Source organism: Streptomyces sp. NPDC090045, from assembly GCF_044747975.1.
Lineage (GTDB): Bacteria > Actinomycetota > Actinomycetes > Streptomycetales > Streptomycetaceae > Streptomyces.
Genome location: NZ_JBIVFA010000002.1, coordinates 418061 through 435668, shown reverse-complemented (window position 1 = coordinate 435668; position 17608 = coordinate 418061). Strand labels below are relative to the sequence as shown.

Sequence of the window (17608 nt, the reverse complement as noted above, 5' to 3'; positions counted from 1 at the left end):
CGTCCAGCAGTACAACGGCGCCAACTACAGCTCTCTGACCGGCACACGGGGAACGGGGTCGTTGTGGAAGGATCGGCCATATGAGCGAGCAGCAGCCGAACCCGTACGCCAACGACCCTTCCGGCCAGGGCGGTCAGCCCGGCGTCCCCGGTCAGGACGACTACAAGTGGGGCCCGGGCGAGGCCAGTTACGGCTACCCCCAGCCCTACCCGGCGGCCCCGGCGTACCAGCCGACGATCGGCGGCGCGGGCCTGCCGGTCCCCGGCTACCCCGCCGCCGCCCCGGCCGGCGGCGCCGGCCTGTCCCTCGGTGACATCACCATCGCCGGGGACCAGATCATCACCCCGTCGGGCCCGATGCCGCTCAAGGGCGCGATGTGGAACGCGACCGACTTCTCGCGCACCGAGGAGAAGATCCCGCCCCACGCGATCGTGCTCGCGATCGTCTTCTTCATCTTCTGCCTGCTCGGCCTGCTCTTCCTCCTGATGAAGGAGAAGACCACCACCGGCTACATCCAGATCACCGTGACCAGCGGCGGCCGCCACCACTCCACGATGATCCCGGCGACGAACGCGGGCACCTACCAGTGGGTGATGTCCCAGGTGAACTACGCCCGTTCACTGAGCTTCTGACGGATCCGACCGGGCGGGGCAGGGCCCCGGCCGGCGGGCGCCCCCGCCCTCACGCACGCGGACGGACCTCGACGTTCTCCAGGACGCCGACGGCGTCCGGGACCAGGACGGCCGCCGAGTAGTAGGCCGTGACGAGGTACGAGATGATCGCGCGCTCGTCGATGCCCATGAAGCGGACGTTGAGCCCCGGCTCGAACTCGTCCGGCAGGCCGGTCTGGTAGAGGCCGATCACGCCTTCGTTGTCCTCGCCCGTGCGCACCGCGATGATCGAGGAGGTGTGCTGCTCGGTGAGCGGGATCTTCCCGCAGGGCAGGATCGGCACCCCTCTCCAGGCGGGGATGTGGTGGCCGTCGACCTCGACGCTGTCGAGACCGATGCCCCGCTTGTTGCACTCCTTGCCGAAGGCGGCGATGGCCTTCGGGTGGGCGAACAGGTACTGGGTGCCGCGCCGCATGGAGAGCAGGTCGTCGAGGTCGTCCGGGGTCGGCGGACCGCAGTGGGTCTGGATGCGCTGGTCGAAGTCGGCGTTGTGGAGCAGCCCGAACTCCGGGTTGTTGACGAGCTCGTGCTCCTGCCGCTCCCGCAGCTCGTGCACGGTGAGCCGCAGTTGCTGGTGGGTCTGGTTCATCGGCTGGTTGTAGAGGTCGGCGACGCGCGTGTGCACCCTCAGCACGGTCTGGGCCACGCTCAGCTCGTACTCGCGCGGCTTGAGCTCGTAGTCCGCGAAGGCGCCGGGCAGTACGTGCTCTCCGTGGTGGCCGGCGCTCAGTTCGATGGCCTTCTCGCCGGCCCGGTTGGTCCGGAAGCCGTTGCGGCTGCCGTTCAGGCTCGCGACGTGGGCGCGCAGGTGGGTGTACTGGTCGGCGACCGCGCGGTACGCCGCCTCCGGGAGCGCGAGGATCGTGACGGCGGTCGCCGCGCGGGCGGTGTACTCCCAGGTGGTGCCCTTGGCGCGGGCCAGGGTGTGGCCGCCGAAGGTGTCCCCGTCGCCGAGGCGGCCGACGACGTTCTCGTCCCCGTACTTGCCCGGGCAGATCTTCTCGACCTTGCCGTGGGCGATGAGGAAGACGTGGTCGGCCTTCTTGCCGGAGTGCACGATGACCTGGCCGGGCTGGTACTCCTTCTGCACGAACTTCTCGGCCAGGGCGCCGAGCGCCAGCGGATCGTCGAAGCCGCGCAGGAGCGGCAGCTCGGTCAGCTCGGCCGGGATGACGTGGACCTTGGAGCCGTTCTTGACGAAGGTGACGCGGCCGTCTCCCAGCGTGTACGAGAGCCGCCGGTTCACCCGGTAGACGCCGCCGGGCGTGTGCACCCAGGGCAGGGTGCGCAGGAGCCAGCGGGAGCTGATGCCCTGCATCTGCGGTTCGGACTTGGTCGTCGTCGCGAGGTTGCGCGCCGCCGCCGTGCTCAGGCTGTGCTGTTCCTGCTCCTGATGCCGCTGTGCCGTTCCGGTCCGGGTGCCCGGTGCTGCTTCGACCGACATGGGCCGCCTCACTTTCGACTGCACGTGATCCAGGGACGGTTACTGTGCGTGGCTATGTGTAACGCATGGTGGTTGCTGCTGTCGCCAGGCATCTCCACGACCGGGTGAGGCGATTGGGCCGTCCGGCCGAGCCCGGAAGCCCTCGACCGTTCGCTTGAACTTGTTCAAAAAAGGCCCTACAGTCAACGACGTAAGCATTTGAACGCGTTCAAGGGGGCTGGGGCAATGGACCTCACCGTGGTCACGTACGTCATCTACCTGCTCATCAGCATCGGACTCACCGTCTGGGTGGCCCGCACGCTCAGCCGCAACGGCCGCGTCTTCATCGGCGACGTCCTCCAGGGGAACGAGAAGCTCGCGGACGCCGTCAACCAGCTGCTCGTGGTCGGCTTCTACCTCGTGAACATCGGCTTCGTGACCCTCTACCTGAGGTCGAGCGAAGAGATCGACAGCGCCCGCGGCCTCTTCGAGGCCCTCTCGGTCAAGCTCGGCGTCGTCCTGCTGGTCCTCGGGGTCATGCACCTCGGAAACGTCTGGGTCCTGAACAAGATGCGCCGCCGGGGCATCATGGAGCGCCAGCAGACCCCGCCCGTCCCCCCGCAGGGGTGGACCGCGCCGGTCGGGGCCTGAACCGTGGCCCCCGCGGGAGCGGTGCGGAAACTGACCGTCCTGTACGACGCGAACTGTCCGCTCTGCGTGCACATCCGGCACTGGCTGCTCGCGCAGCGCCGGCTGGTCCCGCTCGCCCTGGTCCCCGCGGCCTCCTGGGAGGCGCAGCGCCGCTACCCGCAGCTCGACCACGCGTCGACGCTGAAGGAGATCACCGTGATCGGGGACTCGGGGCAGGTGTGGACCGGGACCGACGCCTTCATCGTGTGCCTGTGGGCGCTGGCGGAACACCGGCCGAAGGCCAACTGGCTGGCCACCGCGGCCGGCCGGCCCTTCGCCCGGGCCGCCATGTACACCGCCTCCGCCTGGCGGCAGGCGGTACGGACCGAGGGCGGGCCCGAGGGTGCGGAGGGACCGGCCTGTGACGACCAGTGCTCCGTCCCCCGATAGGCTCATACACCGTGACTGATCAGAAGGCTCCCAAGAGCGAGCAGACCCGCACGCTCATCCTCGAAACCGCGCTCCGTCTCTTCCAGGAGCGCGGCTTCGACAAGACGACGATGCGGGGTATCGCGAAGGAGGCCGGTGTCTCGGTCGGCAACGCCTACTACTACTTCGAATCGAAGGAACACCTGGTCCAGGGGTTCTACGACCGGATCGGCGCCGCCCACCAGGCGGCGGTCCGGCCCATCCTGGACAACGAGACCGATCTGCAGAAGCGGCTCGCGGGCGTACTGACCAGCTGGATGGACATCGCGGCCCCCTACCACGAGTTCGCCTCGCAGTTCTTCAAGAACGCGGCCGACCCCGAGAGTCCGCTCAGCCCGTTCTCGCCGGAATCCGAAACGGCGCGGCAGGCGGCGATCGACATCCACCGCGAGGTGCTGGCAGGGGCGAAGACCAAGGTTCCGGCCGAGCTGGCCGACGTACTGCCGGAGCTCATGTGGCTCTCGCAGATGGGCCTGGTCCTGTACTGGGTCTTCGACCGCTCCGAGAACAGCGAGAAGACGCGGCGGCTCGCCGAGCGCGGCGCGCAGCTGACGACGCGGGGCATCGTGCTGGCCCGGTTCCGGGTGCTGCGGCCGCTGGTGCGGGAAGTGCACGAGCTCTTCGCGGACTTCCTGCCGGGCATGGCCCAGACGGCCACGGCGGGGGCCCGGCGCAAGGCCTCGGACCCGGACCCCGCGTAGGTCCGGGACGCCGGCTCAGAGCCAGTCGAGTTCCCACAGGCGCCAGACTCCGGTGCCGTCCGACAGGTTCTGGGCGCCGGTGACGGCGTCGCGGGACATCACGTAGTCCTTCTTCTGCCAGATCGGCACCAGCGGGGCCTGCTGGGCGACGGCCTTCTGGAGGTCGCGGAACTCGGCGGCCGCGTCGGCCCGCTCCGAGTGGGACTGGGTGCGGGTGATCAGCTCGTCGACGTGCTTGTCGGAGAAGCCGTTGTTCATGGACGAGTCGGCGCCGACGAGCGGGGCGAGGAAGTTGTCCGCGTCCGGGAAGTCGGCGACCCACCCGATCGTGTAGACGTCGAACTCGCCCGCCGCGTAAGCCTTCTGGAAGTCGGCCCACTTCTCGACCGGCTTGATCGTCACCTGGAAGAGCCCGGTGCCCTCCAGCTGCCGCTTGAGCTCCTCGGCCTCGGAGATGTTCGCCCCGCGGACGTTCACCCCCAGGTTGAGGGCGACGGAACCGTTGATCCCGGCGTCCTTGAGGAGCTTCTTGGCGGTGGCCGCGCTGGGTGTCGGGTAGGCGTCGAAGAACGGCGTGCTGTGGCCCGCGATGCCCGCCGGGACCAGGGAGTACAGCGGGGTGACGGTGCCCAGGTAGACGTCGCTCGCCACCTTGGAGCGGTCGAGCAGGGCGGCGACGGCCTGGCGGACGGCGAGCGGGGCGGCGGCGGAGCCGGGGCGGACGTTGAAGACCATGGAGCGGGTCTCGCTGCCGCCGGAGGCCCTGTAGCGGACGTCCTTCATGCCCGGGTTGAGGCCGGCGAGCACGGCCGGCGACATCTCCCGGTGGGCCACTTCGATCCGGCGGGCGTTCCACGCCTGGTCGAGGTCCGCGGAGTCCTTGAAGTACTTCACCGTGACGGGGTTGCGGGCGGGCCTGCCCTGCCCCTTGTACGAGGTGTTGGGCTTGAGCTCGGCGCTCGTACCGGCCTTGTACGCGCCCAGCGCGTACGGGCCGGAGCCGTCGGCCTTCCCGTCGTCGCGCAGGGACTTCGCCGGGTACTTCTCCTTGTCGACGATCGAGGCGGCACCCGTCGCGATCTTGAAGGGGAAGGTGGCGTCACGGGCGGAGAGGTGGAAGGTGACCGTGCGGCCCTCGGCCTCGACCGACTCAAGGGTGTTGAAGAGCGGGGCCGGCCCCTGGTCGGAGTTGATCGCCTTGATGCGGTCGAACGAGTGCTTGACGTCCACGGCGGTGATCGCGCGGCCGCCGGCGAACTTCAGGTCGGGGCGCAGCTCGCACTGGTAGGTGGTGAGCTTCTGGCCGACGAAGGCGCAGGAGGAGGCGGCGTCCGGCACGGGGGCGTCGGAACCGGGCTTGATGGTGAGCAGCGACTGGTAGACGTTGCTGAACAGGGCCCAGGAGCCGACGTCGTACGCCCCGGCGGGGTCGAGGGAGGAGACCGCGTCGCTCGTCCCGACCCGGATGGCGCCGTGGCCGCCGGCGTCCTCGGGCAGCAGCTGCCAGACGCCGGCGCCGGCCACGCCGAGGACCAGCCCGGCCGCGATGATCTTCCAGCGGACAGACCGCATCCCGTGAACCCCGCCCCTTGTCCCGGTGACAGCGATGCGCTGTCCGATTAACGGTCATCCCATCACGGAATATCAGCCACCGGAAGGTCGATTCCCGGGAGCCCAGAGGCAGTTGGGGCGAGTCAGGCGTGATATGAGGCGAGTTCCACGACCGTGATGTCGGACGGCGCGCCCACACGGACCGGGGGTCCCCAGGCGCCGGCCCCGCGGGACACGTAGAGCTGGGTGTCTCCGTAGCGCTCCAGCCCGGCGACGGTGGGGTTGGCGAGCTCGGCGAGGTAGTTGCCGGGCCAGAGCTGGCCGCCGTGGGTGTGGCCGGAGAGCTGGAGGTCGACGCCGTGGCGGACGGCGTCGTGGATGACGACGGGCTGGTGGGCGAGGAGCACGGCGGCCCGGGTCCGGTCGCGGTCGCCGAGGGCTGCCTGGAAGTCGGGGCCGCTCCCCTCCAGTTCCCCCTGGATGTCGTTGACGCCGGCGAGGTCGAAGTGGGGCAGCGCGCGGCGGGCGTTCTCCAGCGGGGTCAGCCCGAGTTCGCGGACGTGGTCGATCCACTGCTGTGCGCCGGAGAAGTACTCGTGGTTCCCGGTCACGAAGTACGAGCCGTGACGGGCGGAGAGCCCGCGCAGCGGCTCCGCGGAGGGCCCGAGGTCGGGGACGCTGCCGTCGACGAGGTCGCCGACGATGGCGATGAGGTCGGGCTGGGTGCGGTTGACGGTGTCGACGATGCGCTGGGCGTGGGCGCGGCCGAGCACCGGGCCGAGGTGGACGTCGCTGACGACGGCGATGCGGAAACCGTGCGCCGCACGCGGCAGTTTGGCCAGCGGCACCTGCACCCGCCGGACGCTCGGCCCGCGCAGCACCCCGTGCGTCCCGGTCGCGACGGTGCCGAGGGCCACGGCGGCGGCGGCCCCGCCGACGGCCCGCGCGACGAACCGGCGGCGGGTGAGCTCCAGGCCCGCGGCGGCGGGCTCGGCGGGGTCGGCGGTGGCGGCCGCGACGGACGCCGGGGCCGGTTCGCGGTCCGGCTCGGGGGCCGGCTGGGGGGCGGCGGCCCGGGGCGCGGTCTGCGGCGCGGGAGGTCCGGCGACCGCCCCGGAGGGGACCCGGTGGGCCAGACGGCGGAGCAACAGCGCGCGGATCGGCTCCGCGACCAGCATCGTCAGGGTCAGGTACAGGAGCACCGCGAGCCAGAGGTATCCCGGCCAGGCCACCGTCTGCTGCAGCCAGAAGGGGGCTCCGGCGCGACCCGTGGTCAGGGCGGCCACAGAGAGGAGGGGCAGGGCGATGGTCAAGGCCGTGCCGATGCGGCGGGTGAGGGCGCCGGGCGCCGTGGTGTCGCGGACCAGGCGGATCCAGAGCCAGCGGTGCACCAGCACCAGCAGGGCGCAGACCGCGAGCGCGACGAGCGCGAAGACGAGGATCGTCATGCCGAGGCTCCTCTGCCGCCGCCCGTGCCCGTGCCCGTCTCCGTGCCCGTCCCCGTGTCCGTACGTGATGCACGCCGCAGGGCTCGGACCCCGCGCAACCCGATCACACCGACCGCCGTCCCCAGGAGAAAGGACGTCACCGCGAGCGTCAGGTGCACCCAGAAGTAGGAAGTGGGATCGCCCGCCGCATCGAAGGCCTGGCCACTGCCGTTCTTCCACAGGTTCCGGACGAAAGACACCCAGATGAACCAGCTCCACACTCCGAAGGAGAGCAGGAACCAGGAGGCGGCACGGCTGAGTTTCATGCCTTCAGTATCGGATTCGTCCCCAGGACGGACGCGCCGGGGTGGGCTGTCCCGGCGGAGGTTGCACCGAATTGGCCGGTCCGCGACGCCGGACAGCTCATCGGGAGGTACTTTCACCTGCGTGTCTGCCAAAATGACCGCGCTGACGGTCCTTTCCGCCGCGTTGCTGGCGCCCGCCCTGCTGGTGGCTCCCGCCCACGCCGCACCGACCCCGCCGGCCGACGGAAAGGGCGGGCCCGCCAAGGCCCCGCAGGCGCCCGCGCCGCCCGTGTCGATGTCGACGGTCGGCGGATCCCTGCTCAGCCAGCCGGGCACCCAGGTGAACCTGCTGCCCGGTGCGCCCGCCCTGCCCACGAACCTCACCGGGCGGTCCTGGATCGTGGCGGACGCCGAGTCCGGCGAGGTCCTGGCGGCGCACAACGCCCACTGGCGGCTTCCCCCGGCCTCCACGATGAAGATGCTCTTCGCGGACACCGTGCTGCCGGGCCTGCCCAAGGAGCAGGTCCACAAGGTCACCGAGCAGGACATGGACGGGGTGGGCCCGGGCAGCAGCCTGGTCGGGGTCAAGGAGGACCTGGAGTACTCCGTCCACGACCTGTGGCTGGGGGTGTTCCTGCGCTCGGGGAACGACGCCGTGCACGTACTTTCGGCCATGAACGGCGGCATCGACAAGACCGTCAAGGACATGCAGGCGCACGCCGAGGAGCTGCAGGCCCTCGACACGCACGTGGTGTCCCCCGACGGGTACGACGCCCCGGAGCAGGTGTCGAGCGCGTACGACCTCACGCTGATCGCCCGCTCCGGGCTGCAGAAGCAGGACTTCCGGGAGTACTGCGGCACGGCGAACGCGAAGTTCCCCGGCCGGCAGGAGGCCGGCAAGCCGCGCGAGTACTTCGAGATCCAGAACACCAACCGGCTGATGACGGGTGCCGGCGGGCTCTCCCCCTACAAGGGCATCGCCGGGGTGAAGAACGGCAACACCACCATGGCCGGCTCCACCTTCACCGGCGCCGCCCAGCAGGGCTCCAAGAAGCTGCTGGTCACGGTGATGAACCCGGACGCCGGCGGGGCGAACTCCGTCTACGAGGAGACCGCGGCGCTGTTCGACTGGGGCTTCGCGGCGGCCGGCAAGGTCAAGCCGGTGGGTGAGCTGGTGCCGCCGAAGAGCGCCGACACCTCCTCGCACGGCTCCCCGGCCCAGTCGCACGAGAACAACCCGTCTGCGGCCGGGAAGGGCTCGGGCGGCGTGGGCACCGCGCTGGCCGTCGCGGGCGGCGTGCTGGCCGTACTGGCGGGCGGCGCCTTCGTGGTCAACCGCCGCTGGCCCCGCGGCCGCCGCAGCCGGGGCGAGGACCTGGTGTAGGCCGGGCCGGGCCCGTACGGGCCCGGCCCGGACCCTCCGGTCAGAACTGGCGCAGGGTGGACCAGTTGGCGTGGCTGGACGGCCTGGTCATGTCGAAGGTGGTCCCGGAAAGGCGCCCGTCCGCCCCCCGGGTGCCGTCGTAGCGCCCCACGGGGCCGTGCGACCAGTCGACGAGGAAGTAGATCTTGTTCCCGTCCACCCAGCCCTCCCGGAGGGTGCCGACGGTGCTCCCGGACGAGACGGTTCCGAAGAGGGTCCCGCCCGCGTCCTGCCGCAGGTTCACGTGCACCGTGGCGTTGGTCTGGTACAGCTCCCACTTCCCTCCCGCGTTGAACAGGGGCGCCGCCTTGACCTGCTGCACCGCGCTCTGGACCGCGGCGGGGGCGGTGGCGCTCGCGGGGGCGGCGAGGCCGGCCCCGGCCACGGAGAGAAGGACGGCGACGGCTGTGGTGGTGAGGAGCTTGCGCGTACGGCGTGCGGACATGGGCCCTCCAGGGGCGGCCGGAACGATCGATCCCGTTGCATCGTGCACGGAACCTCGCCGGGGGAACTACCCACACCTGCGGGGGCCGAGCCCATGATTCACTCGATCGAGTCCGACTCGCCCCTCACCTGGGGTTTCGGCTCTTCTTCGTCATCGCGCGTGGCCGTCCAGGACGAAGCGAACAGCAACAGCTTCGCCGAGAAGTTGATCCACAGCAGCAGGGCGATCGGCACGCCGAAGGCCCCGTACAGGCTCTTCCCGGCGACCTCCCGCATATAGCCGCCGAGCAGCAGCTTCAGCAGCTCGAAGCCCGCCGCGCCGATGAGCGCCGCCTCGATCAGGCGGCGGCGCGGCGGTTTCACCCCGGGCAGCAGGGTCAGCAGGTAGAGCAGCACCAGGAAGGCGGCCACGACGCCGACGAGGAAGGCGGCGGCGCGCAGGAGCGCGCCGCCCGCGCCCTCGCGCGGGATGCCCAGCCACTCGGCGGACTTCCCGACCGCCGAGGACCCGAAGATCGAGGCGGCGGCCGAGGCCAGCCCCACCCCGCCCAGGCCGAGCAGGACGAGCCCGTCCTTGCCCTTGCGGACGATGGGGTTCCCGTCGTCCTCGTCGTCCTTGTCCCACACGGCGCGCAGGCAGTCCCGCATCGAGCCCACCCAGCCGATGCCGGTGAAGAGCAGGAGGGCGCCGGCGACGAGACCGACGGTGCCCGCGTTCGCGACGAGCCCCTCGATGTTCAGCTGGTCGGAGATGCCCGGGACCTGCTCGGAGAGGTTCTTCTCCAGCTGGTCCAGCTGCTTCTCGCTGAGCAGCGCCGCACCCACCGCGGCGGCCACGGCGATCAGCGGGAAGAGCGCCAGAAAGCTGATGAAGGTGATCGCGGCGGCGAGCCGGGTCCAGTGCACGCGGTCGAGGCGTTCGTACGAACGCCACGCGTGCGTCCGCATGAGCCGGGCCGCCAGCGGCCCGATCACCGGGAGTTTCGTCAGCCAGTCCATGGGGTCACCGTAAATGAGCGCTCGGAAATAGCCGGGATTGTCGCTTTCGGGGACTACGGTCGTCGACTGTGACTTTTTCCGAAGCGCGCCCTGCGGGTCGCCCGTTCCACACGCTGGTCCTGCGAAGGCTGAGATTCCGCGCCCGGCGCACCGCCCGGCTGACCCTGCGCCCGCTGCGTCAGGACGGCAGTGCGGTCGCCCCGGTGGCGCCCGCCGCCTCGCCCGCGGGGCAGCCCGGCTGCGTCGGCACGCCGCTCGCCCCGGTCCCGAAGGGGTACTCGCGCAGCTTGCGCCAGACCCCGTCCGAGCCCTGCTCGTAGAGCGCGAAGCCCTCGCACAGCCATTCGGCGGCGTACTCGGAGAGGGCCGAGAACGCCAGGTCCATCGCCTCCTCGGAGATCCCGTGGGCGACGGTGACGTGGGGGTGGTACGGGAAGGCCAGCTCGCGGCTGAGCGGCCCGTGGGGGTCGCGGACCTCGCCCTGGAGGCGGGTGCAGCCCGCGGCGCCCTCGACGACCTTGACGAAGACGACCGGCGAGAGGGGGCGGAAGGTTCCCGTCCCGCCCAGCCGCATCCGGAAGGCGCGGGAGGCTGCCGCGACCCCGGCGAGGTGGGCCCGGATCGCCGGGAGCCGCTCCGCCTCCACCTCGGTCGGCGGTACGAGGGTGACGTGCGTGGGGATGCCGTGCGCGGCAGCGTCCCCGAAGCCGGCGCGCCGCTGCTGGAGCTGGCTGCCGTACGGCTCCGGGACCGCGATCGAAACGCCGAGCGTTACGGTCCCCACGTATCTCTCCTCCGCTTGTCGCTGTGGACTGCTGCCGCCCCAGTGTGGCGGCAGCACCCCCGTTCTTGCCAGGGCCCTCTGTCCGTAGTTGCGTTCGTCAGTGCTTGGCGGGCACCAGACCGAGCCGGTCGTACGCCTGCGCGAGGGTCTCGGCGGCGACCGCACGGGCCTTCTCCGCGCCCTTGGCCAGGATGGAGTCCAGCGTCTCCGGGTCGTCCAGGTATTCCTGGGTGCGCTGCTTGAACGGTGTGACGAATTCGGCCATCACACCGGCCAGGTCGGTCTTCAGCGCGCCGTAGCCCTTGCCCTCGTACTTCGCCTCCAGCTCGGCGATCGTCTCGCCCGTGAGGGTGGAGTAGATCGTGAGCAGGTTGCTGACGCCGGGCTTCTTCTCGGTGTCGAAGCGGACCTCCGCCTCGGTGTCGGTGACCGCGCTCTTGATCTTCTTCTCGGTGACCTTGGGCTCGTCGAGGAGGTTGATCAGGCCCTTGGGGGACGACGCGGACTTCGACATCTTGATCGCCGGGTCCTGGAGGTCGTAGATCTTCGCGACCTCCTTGACGATGTGCGCGGCGGGCAGGGTGAAGGTCTGGCCGTAGCGCGTGTTGAAACGCTCGGCGAGGTCGCGGGTCAGCTCGATGTGCTGGCGCTGGTCCTCGCCGACGGGGACGGCGTTCGCCTGGTAGAGCAGGATGTCGGCGACCTGGAGGATCGGGTACGTGAACAGGCCGACGCTGGCGCTGTTGACGCCGCCCTTCGCGGACTTGTCCTTGAACTGGGTCATCCGGCTGGCCTCGCCGAAACCGGTGATGCAGTTCATGACCCAGCCGAGCTGGGCGTGCTCGGGCACGTGGCTCTGGATGAAGAGCGTGCAGCGCTCGGGGTCCAGGCCGGCGGCGAGCAGCTGCGCGGCGGAGAGACGGGTGTTCGCGCGGAGGTCCTTCGGATCCTGCGGCATGGTGATCGCGTGCAGGTCGACGACCATGTAGAACGCGTCGTGCGTCTCCTGCAGGGCGACGTACTGGCGAATGGCTCCGAGGTAGTTCCCGAGGTGGAACGAACCGGAGGTGGGCTGGATGCCGGAGAGCGCGCGAGGACGATCAGAAGCCATGGCTTCATTCTCTCAGGTGCGGGGGCGGGCTCGGGCCCGCCGCCGGCCGGATCCTTCCGGGTCGCGCCGACCGGATCCGTACGGCGCCGGGGTACCGGGCGGTAGCGGCCCGTCCGGATCCAGCCCCGACCGAGCGACCGGTTTCCCCCGGGCCGGGACAGGCCGTCACCGCTGCGCGGGGCTCCGCGGGCGCCGCCTGTGGCTCCGGCCCGGGACGCCCTCAAACGCCGGGCGGGCTGGAAATCCAGCCCCTCCGGCGTTTGAGGAGCGGGGTCCGGGGCGGAGCCCCGGTACTTCCAGCCCCTCCGGCGTTTGAGGAGCGGGGGTCCGGGGGCAGCGCCCCCGCAGCGGCGCCGCAGGTCAGGACAGCGGGAGGCCGGGGGCCGGGAAGGCGGCCATGAGGTCGGCGACCTCGGCGCGGACCGCGGCCAGGGCCGGCTCGTCACCCTTGGCCGCGGCGTCCACGGACCGGGCGATCCAGTCGGCGACCACCGGCATGTGCTCCGCCGACAGCCCCCGCGACGTCAGCGACGGCGTACCGATCCGCACCCCCGAGGGATCGAACGGCTTGCGCGGGTCGAACGGCACCGTGTTGTAGTTCACCACGATCCCCGCCCGGTCCAGGGCCTTCGCCGCGACCTTGCCCGGCACGTCCTTGCCCGTGAGGTCGATCAGGATCAGGTGGTTGTCCGTACCGCCCGACACCAGGTCGAAGCCCCGCTCCAGCAGCGCCGCCGCCAGCGCCTTCGCGTTGGCGACGACCGCGTGCGCGTAGGCGGTGAAGGACGGCTGGGCCGCCTCGTGCAGGGCCACCGCGATGCCGGCCGTCGTCTGGTTGTGCGGGCCGCCTTGGAGGCCCGGGAAGACCGCCTTGTCGATGGCCTTCGCGTGCTCCTCGCGGCACATCAGCATCGCGCCCCGCGGACCGCGCAGGGTCTTGTGCGTCGTGGTGGAGATGACGTCCACGTGACCCGCCGGGGACGGGTGCGCGCCGCCCGCGATCAGGCCCGCGATGTGGGCCACGTCCGCGACCAGGATCGAGCCCGCCTCCTCGGCGATGGACGCGAAGGCCGCGAAGTCGATCGTGCGCGGCAGGGCGGTGCCGCCGCAGAAGATCAGCTTGGGCCGCTCGGCGAGGGCCAGCTCGCGCACGGCGTCGTAGTCGATGAGCCCGGTGTCGGCCTGGACCCCGTACTGCACGCCCCGGAACCACGAGCCCGTCGCCGAGACGCCCCAGCCGTGCGTGAGGTGCCCGCCCATCGGCAGGGCCATGCCCATCACGGTGTCGCCGGGCTTCGCGAAGGCCAGGTACACGGCCAGGTTGGCCGGCGAGCCGGAGTACGGCTGCACGTTCGCGTGGTCCACGCCGAACAGGCCCTTCGCCCGCTCGACCGCCAGGGCCTCGACGCGGTCGATGTTCTGCTGGCCCTCGTAGTAGCGGCGGCCGGGGTAGCCCTCGCTGTACTTGTTCTGCAGCACGGTGCCGGAGGCCTCCAGGACGGCCGCGGACACGTAGTTCTCGCTGGGGATCAGGCGCAGGGTCTGCGCCTGGAGCACTTCTTCCGCCGCGACGAACGACGCCAGTTCGGGATCGGTCGCGGAAAGGGCGGGATGGCGGCTCGCGGACATGGCGGGCTCCTCCGGGGTCGATGTGATCGGTACCCCGCGAGGCCCAGGCGAGCGGCCCTGAATGCGGTCGAACGCGCACGACTCCCCCGGAGTTCGTTCTCCGTGCGCCAGTCGCCGTGCGTACCCCCCACCCTAGCGGGCGCGCCGCGCGGAAGGTTTCTGCTTCCGGAATCAAAGCGGCGATAAGAAAGCGACGATAAGAAGGGTGACGCCACCCTCGTCACCGCAGCACCGGGCAAGACGGACGATCGGAGACCCCGTGTCGACAACTGCTGATGCCATCCGCTCCGCCGACGCGCACAGCGCGCACACCTACCACCCGCTGCCCGTCGTCGTCGCGTCCGCGGAAGGCGCGTGGATGACCGATGTGGAGGGCCGCAGATACCTCGACATGCTCGCCGGGTACTCCGCCCTCAACTTCGGGCACGGCAACCGGCGTCTGATCGACGCGGCCCGGGCCCAGCTGGAGCGGGTCACGCTCACCTCGCGCGCCTTCCACCACGACCGGTTCGCCGACTTCTGTACCGAGCTCGCCGCGCTGTGCGGCAAGGAGATGGTGCTGCCGATGAACACGGGCGCGGAGGCCGTGGAGACGGCGGTGAAGACCGCCCGCAAGTGGGGCTACGAGGTCAAGGGCGTTCCGGACGGGCACGCCAAGATCGTGGTCGCCGCCGACAACTTCCACGGCCGGACCACGACCGTCGTCTCCTTCTCGACGGACCACGACGCCCGCGACCACTTCGGTCCGTACACGCCCGGCTTCGAGATCGTCCCGTACGGGGACCTCACCGCGCTGTCCCACGCGGTCACCGAGAACACCGTGGCCGTGCTGCTGGAGCCGATCCAGGGCGAGGCGGGGGTGCTGGTGCCGCCCGCCGGGTACCTGAGCGGCGTACGGGAGCTGACCCGCGAGCGGAACGTGCTCTTCATGGCGGACGAGATCCAGTCGGGGCTGGGGCGGACCGGAAAGACCTTCGCCTGCGAGCACGAGGGGGTCGTCCCCGACGTCTACATCCTCGGCAAGGCGCTCGGCGGCGGCGTGGTGCCGGTGTCGGCCGTCGTCGCCGACCGGGACGTGCTCGGGGTGTTCCGGCCCGGGCAGCACGGGTCCACCTTCGGCGGGAACCCCCTCGCGTGCGCCGTCGCCCTGGAGGTCGTCGCGATGCTCCGCAGCGGCGAGTACCAGCAGCGGGCCACCGAGCTGGGCGACCACCTGCACCACGAGCTGGGCCTGCTGGTCGGCGGGGGCGCGGTGACCGCCGTACGGGGCCGCGGGCTGTGGGCGGGCGTGGACATCGCCCCGGGCCACGGGACGGGCCGGGAGGTGTCCGAGCGGCTGATGGACCGTCGGGTGCTGGTGAAGGACACCCACGGATCGACGATCCGGCTCGCCCCGCCGCTGGTGATCAGCAAGGAGGACCTGGACTGGGGGCTGGACCAGCTCCGGGCGGTGCTGGCCTGAGCCCCCGGGGCCCGGAAAGGGGCTAGAGGATCACGTGGGGCAGGAATCGGGCGTACTCGTCCGTGACCGGCCCCGCCGATTCGCGGATGCCGAGCCCCGCCGCCTCGTCCTCGACGACCCACGCGCCGAGCACCACCCGGTTGCCGTCGAAGTCGGGCAGCGGGGCCAGGCCCTGGAAGCAGTACCGCTCGCCGTCCTCCGGCACGAAGGGCTCGCCGTCCTCGCCCGCCTCGTGCAGGGTGACCCCCGCGCCCTCGCGGCCGAGGAGCGGCTTGGCCACGTAGCCGGCGGACCCGGCCCCGGCCAGTTCGCGCGGGCCGTCGAGGTAGGCGGGCAGCAGGTTCGGGTGCTCCGGGAAGAGCTCCCACAGGATCGCCAGCAGCGCCTTGTTGGAGAGCAGCATCTTCCACAGGGGCTCGATCCAGCAGGTGGTGCCGGTGCCGCCGCCGTGGTCGTAGGTGCCGAGGACCTGCGGGCCGAACTCGTCCGTGGCCAGCCACTCCCACGGGTAGAGCTTGAAGCAGCTGCGGATGAAGCGGAGCTTCTCGTCCACGAACCGGCCGGACAGGCTGTCCCAGCCGATCTGCTCGACGGAGAGGGCGTGGGTGTCCAGGCCGGCCTGCTCGGCGGTCTCCTGCAGGTAGGCGACCGTCATCAGGTCCTCGCCGAGCTCGTCGGTCTCGGAGTGCGCGAAGTGCAGCGGGCCGGGCGGCAGCAGCTCGGCCTGGCGGCGCCAGGCGTCGACCAGGCGCTCGTGGAGGGAGTTCCACTGGTCGGCTCCGGGGAACCGTTCCTCCATCCAGAACCACTGCGGGCTGGCCGCCTCCACGAGGGAGGTGGGCGTGTCGGCGTTGTACTCCAGCATCTTGGCCGGGCTGCCGGTGCCGTCGTAGCGCAGGTCGAAACGGCCGTAGAGGGAGGGCTGTTCGGCACGGCGGCGCCAGGACTCGGCGATCAGTGCGGCGAGCGCGGGATCGGTGATGCCGAGGTCGGCGAAGCGGTCGTGCTCGACGATGTGCGCGGCGGCCGCCAGGCACATGGCGTGCAGCTCCTCCACGACGTTCTCCAGTGCCTCGACCTCGGGGAGGGAGAAGGAGTAGTACGCGCTCTCGTCCCAGTAGGGGCGCAGGGAGTCGTCGGGGTAGCGGGTGAGGGGATAGATGAGCCCCTGCTCCTCGACGGTCTTCTGCCAGCCCGGGCGGGGCTCGATGGTGTGCCGCTGCATGGGTTCCGGTTTCCTCAGCCGCCGCTGGAGCCGGAGCTGCTGTGGCCGCCGATGCCGCCGCGGGTGACGGCGGACTTGTCGAAGCTGCCGCCGGAGACCTTGCCGCTGCTGACGTAGCCGCCGTAGTAGTACGCGCCGCGGCCGCCGCTCTTGCAGTCCTTCATGTTCAGGTGCTCCAGCGTGGAGCGGGACGCGCAACGCTTGTCGGGCTCGTTGCTGCTGCCGCAGGCCACGAGGGTGGCCGCGAGCAGGCCCATGCCGCCGAGGGCGACCGCGCCGGAGCGCATACGGCGCTGGTTGGTGCTGCTGCTGTCCATGTCTGCTGCTCCCCCTGGGGCCTGGCGTACTGCCGACAGAGTAGAGCGGTGGCCCCGGCCGATGGAATCCGGCCGCCGTGAGATCCGTGACCTAGAGTCAGTTCGTGCTCATTGGGATGATTTGCGCCCTCGGTGCGGCGGTCTGCTTCGGCACGGCGTCCGTTCTCCAGGCGGTCGCGGCACGGGCCGCGGAGCCGGGATCGGGGTCCGGGGTGGACGCGGCGCTGTTCCTGCGCGCCGTACGGCAGTGGCGGTACCTGCTCGGCCTCGGCCTCGACGCGGTCGGTTTCGTCCTGCAGATCATCGCGCTGCGCCATGTCCCGATCTACGCGGTGGGGGCCGCGCTGGCCGCCAGTCTGGCGGTGACGGCGGTGGTCGCGGCGCGGCTGCTGCGGATGCGGCTGTCGCGGACGGAGTGGGGCGCGGTGTGGGTGGTGTGCGCGGGGCTGCTGATGCTCGGGCTCGCCGCCGGGGAGGAGGGCTCGGGGACCGGGTCGCTCGCGCTGGAGCTGGGGCTGCTGGTGGTGGCGGGGCTGGTGCTGGTGGTCGGGGCGGTGGCGGGGCGGCTCCCGGACGGACCCCGGGCACTGGTCCTGGGTCTGGCCGCGGGGACGGGCTTCGGGGTGGTCGAGGTCGCGGTGCGGCTCATCGACTCGCCCTGGGACCTGCGCAACCCCGCCTTCTACGCACTCCTGCTGGGCGGCGGGGCGGCCTTCCTGCTGCTCACCTCGGCGCTGGCGCGCGGCTCGGTGACGGCGGCCACGGCGGGGCTCGTGCTCGGCGAGACGGTCGGCCCGGCGGTGGTGGGCGTGGTCTGGCTCGGCGACCGCACCCGCGAGGGCCTGACCTGGCTGGCCGTGACCGGCTTCGCCGTAGCGGTGGCCGGCTCCCTGGCCCTGGCCCGCTTCGGCGAACCCGCCCCTCCACCGCCCCCGGCCAGGTAACCAGGCCCGAGCCGCCCCCGCTCCCGCTGCCGCGGCCCCACCCAACCCCCACTTCCGGGGCTCCACCCCGAAC

18 protein-coding genes and 1 riboswitch are annotated in these 17608 nt (G+C 71.3%); of the genes, 7 read left to right on the top strand and 11 right to left on the bottom strand.

Annotated elements, in window-relative coordinates:
* Nucleotides 1-80: 80 nt before the first annotated feature.
* Entirely contained in the window at nt 81-632 is a 552-nt protein-coding gene (locus tag ACIPYQ_RS07000) for a hypothetical protein (protein WP_401246945.1), read from the top strand.
* A 49-nt stretch (nt 633-681) separates the two neighbouring features.
* On the opposite strand, the gene ACIPYQ_RS06995 is transcribed toward ACIPYQ_RS07000, so the two are convergent.
* Complete coding sequence (locus ACIPYQ_RS06995; protein ID WP_401246942.1) at nt 682-2115, bottom strand: family 2B encapsulin nanocompartment shell protein; 1434 nt, start codon at nt 2113-2115, stop codon at nt 682-684.
* Nucleotides 2116-2340: 225 nt separating this feature from the next.
* Here ACIPYQ_RS06995 and ACIPYQ_RS06990 point away from each other — a divergent pair, with 225 nt between their 5' ends.
* Genes ACIPYQ_RS06990 through ACIPYQ_RS06980 form a run of 3 tightly spaced genes read left to right on the top strand, consistent with a single transcriptional unit; the run spans nt 2341 to nt 3914 of the window.
* Nucleotides 2341-2745 carry a hypothetical protein gene (locus tag ACIPYQ_RS06990; protein ID WP_361757814.1) on the top strand — a complete coding sequence of 135 codons (405 nt, stop codon included), beginning with the start codon at nt 2341-2343 and terminating at the stop codon, nt 2743-2745.
* A 21-nt stretch (nt 2746-2766) separates the two neighbouring features.
* Nucleotides 2767-3174: a DCC1-like thiol-disulfide oxidoreductase family protein gene (locus ACIPYQ_RS06985; protein ID WP_361757817.1), complete on the top strand. Its 408-nt coding sequence runs from the start codon at nt 2767-2769 to the stop codon at nt 3172-3174.
* An 11-nt stretch (nt 3175-3185) separates the two neighbouring features.
* The gene (locus ACIPYQ_RS06980) at nt 3186-3914 is read left to right on the top strand and encodes a TetR family transcriptional regulator (RefSeq protein WP_361757819.1); all 729 of its coding nucleotides are present in this window, start codon (nt 3186-3188) and stop codon (nt 3912-3914) included.
* A gap of 15 nt (nt 3915-3929) precedes the next feature.
* Here ACIPYQ_RS06980 and ACIPYQ_RS06975 read toward each other — a convergent pair whose 3' ends face one another.
* From ACIPYQ_RS06975 to ACIPYQ_RS06965, 3 genes are all read right to left on the bottom strand, one after another.
* Nucleotides 3930-5486 (bottom strand): ABC transporter substrate-binding protein, encoded by a 1557-nt coding sequence (locus ACIPYQ_RS06975; RefSeq protein ID WP_401246937.1) that lies wholly within the window; start codon nt 5484-5486, stop codon nt 3930-3932.
* A 122-nt stretch (nt 5487-5608) separates the two neighbouring features.
* On the bottom strand, nt 5609-6913 hold the full coding sequence (locus tag ACIPYQ_RS06970) for a metallophosphoesterase (RefSeq protein ID WP_401246935.1): 1305 nt from the start codon (nt 6911-6913) through the stop codon (nt 5609-5611).
* On the bottom strand, nt 6910-7218 hold the full coding sequence (locus tag ACIPYQ_RS06965) for an SCO4848 family membrane protein (protein ID WP_401246932.1): 309 nt from the start codon (nt 7216-7218) through the stop codon (nt 6910-6912). The genes ACIPYQ_RS06970 and ACIPYQ_RS06965 overlap by 4 nt, the downstream gene beginning before the upstream one ends.
* 142 nt (nt 7219-7360) lie before the next feature.
* Here ACIPYQ_RS06965 and ACIPYQ_RS06960 point away from each other — a divergent pair, with 142 nt between their 5' ends.
* Entirely contained in the window at nt 7361-8581 is a 1221-nt protein-coding gene (locus ACIPYQ_RS06960) for a D-alanyl-D-alanine carboxypeptidase family protein (RefSeq protein ID WP_401247685.1), read from the top strand.
* Nucleotides 8582-8621: 40 nt separating this feature from the next.
* Here the strand turns inward: ACIPYQ_RS06960 and ACIPYQ_RS06955 are convergent, their stop codons facing one another.
* The 5 genes from ACIPYQ_RS06955 to glyA all read right to left on the bottom strand — a co-directional run bounded on the left by ACIPYQ_RS06955 (nt 8622) and on the right by glyA (nt 13587).
* Nucleotides 8622-9065, bottom strand: coding sequence for a hypothetical protein (locus ACIPYQ_RS06955; RefSeq protein ID WP_361757834.1), 444 nt, complete (start codon nt 9063-9065; stop codon nt 8622-8624).
* A 98-nt stretch (nt 9066-9163) separates the two neighbouring features.
* On the bottom strand, nt 9164-10063 hold the full coding sequence (locus ACIPYQ_RS06950; RefSeq protein ID WP_401246928.1) for a YihY/virulence factor BrkB family protein: 900 nt from the start codon (nt 10061-10063) through the stop codon (nt 9164-9166).
* Nucleotides 10064-10241: 178 nt separating this feature from the next.
* Nucleotides 10242-10847, bottom strand: coding sequence for a 2'-5' RNA ligase family protein (locus ACIPYQ_RS06945; RefSeq protein WP_401246926.1), 606 nt, complete (start codon nt 10845-10847; stop codon nt 10242-10244).
* Between the two features lie 97 nt (nt 10848-10944).
* Nucleotides 10945-11958, bottom strand: coding sequence for a tryptophan--tRNA ligase (trpS, locus tag ACIPYQ_RS06940; RefSeq protein ID WP_401246923.1), 1014 nt, complete (start codon nt 11956-11958; stop codon nt 10945-10947).
* A gap of 360 nt (nt 11959-12318) precedes the next feature.
* Nucleotides 12319-13587 (bottom strand): serine hydroxymethyltransferase, encoded by a 1269-nt coding sequence (gene glyA, locus ACIPYQ_RS06935; protein ID WP_401246920.1) that lies wholly within the window; start codon nt 13585-13587, stop codon nt 12319-12321.
* A 34-nt stretch (nt 13588-13621) separates the two neighbouring features.
* Nucleotides 13622-13712, bottom strand: a riboswitch (ZMP/ZTP riboswitch).
* 134 nt (nt 13713-13846) lie between these two features.
* On the opposite strand from glyA, the gene rocD reads away from it, so the two are divergent.
* Nucleotides 13847-15049, top strand: coding sequence for an ornithine--oxo-acid transaminase (rocD, locus tag ACIPYQ_RS06930; protein WP_401246917.1), 1203 nt, complete (start codon nt 13847-13849; stop codon nt 15047-15049).
* A gap of 22 nt (nt 15050-15071) precedes the next feature.
* Here rocD and ACIPYQ_RS06925 read toward each other — a convergent pair whose 3' ends face one another.
* On the bottom strand, nt 15072-16274 hold the full coding sequence (locus ACIPYQ_RS06925) for a glutathionylspermidine synthase family protein (RefSeq protein ID WP_401246914.1): 1203 nt from the start codon (nt 16272-16274) through the stop codon (nt 15072-15074).
* A gap of 14 nt (nt 16275-16288) precedes the next feature.
* The gene (locus ACIPYQ_RS06920) at nt 16289-16591 is read right to left on the bottom strand and encodes a hypothetical protein (protein WP_361757855.1); all 303 of its coding nucleotides are present in this window, start codon (nt 16589-16591) and stop codon (nt 16289-16291) included.
* Between the two features lie 116 nt (nt 16592-16707).
* Between ACIPYQ_RS06920 and ACIPYQ_RS06915 the strand changes: the two genes are divergently transcribed.
* On the top strand, nt 16708-17535 hold the full coding sequence (locus ACIPYQ_RS06915) for a hypothetical protein (RefSeq protein ID WP_401247683.1): 828 nt from the start codon (nt 16708-16710) through the stop codon (nt 17533-17535).
* Nucleotides 17536-17608 lie beyond the last annotated feature (73 nt).

Bases quoted from the DNA above. Each gene is read 5' to 3' on its own strand.
- ACIPYQ_RS07000 (WP_401246945.1), top strand. From the start codon at position 81: ATGAGCGAGCAGCAGCCGAACCCGTACGCCAACGACCCTTCCGGCCAG.
- ACIPYQ_RS06995 (WP_401246942.1), bottom strand. From the start codon at position 2,115: ATGTCGGTCGAAGCAGCACCGGGCACCCGGACCGGAACGGCACAGCGG.
- ACIPYQ_RS06990 (WP_361757814.1), top strand. From the start codon at position 2,341: ATGGACCTCACCGTGGTCACGTACGTCATCTACCTGCTCATCAGCATC.
- ACIPYQ_RS06975 (WP_401246937.1), bottom strand. From the start codon at position 5,486: ATGCGGTCTGTCCGCTGGAAGATCATCGCGGCCGGGCTGGTCCTCGGC.
- ACIPYQ_RS06970 (WP_401246935.1), bottom strand. From the start codon at position 6,913: ATGACGATCCTCGTCTTCGCGCTCGTCGCGCTCGCGGTCTGCGCCCTG.
- ACIPYQ_RS06965 (WP_401246932.1), bottom strand. From the start codon at position 7,218: ATGAAACTCAGCCGTGCCGCCTCCTGGTTCCTGCTCTCCTTCGGAGTG.
- ACIPYQ_RS06955 (WP_361757834.1), bottom strand. From the start codon at position 9,065: ATGTCCGCACGCCGTACGCGCAAGCTCCTCACCACCACAGCCGTCGCC.
- ACIPYQ_RS06950 (WP_401246928.1), bottom strand. From the start codon at position 10,063: ATGGACTGGCTGACGAAACTCCCGGTGATCGGGCCGCTGGCGGCCCGG.
- trpS (WP_401246923.1), bottom strand. From the start codon at position 11,958: ATGGCTTCTGATCGTCCTCGCGCGCTCTCCGGCATCCAGCCCACCTCC.
- glyA (WP_401246920.1), bottom strand. From the start codon at position 13,587: ATGTCCGCGAGCCGCCATCCCGCCCTTTCCGCGACCGATCCCGAACTG.
- ACIPYQ_RS06925 (WP_401246914.1), bottom strand. From the start codon at position 16,274: ATGCAGCGGCACACCATCGAGCCCCGCCCGGGCTGGCAGAAGACCGTC.
- ACIPYQ_RS06920 (WP_361757855.1), bottom strand. From the start codon at position 16,591: ATGGACAGCAGCAGCACCAACCAGCGCCGTATGCGCTCCGGCGCGGTC.
- ACIPYQ_RS06915 (WP_401247683.1), top strand. From the start codon at position 16,708: ATGATTTGCGCCCTCGGTGCGGCGGTCTGCTTCGGCACGGCGTCCGTT.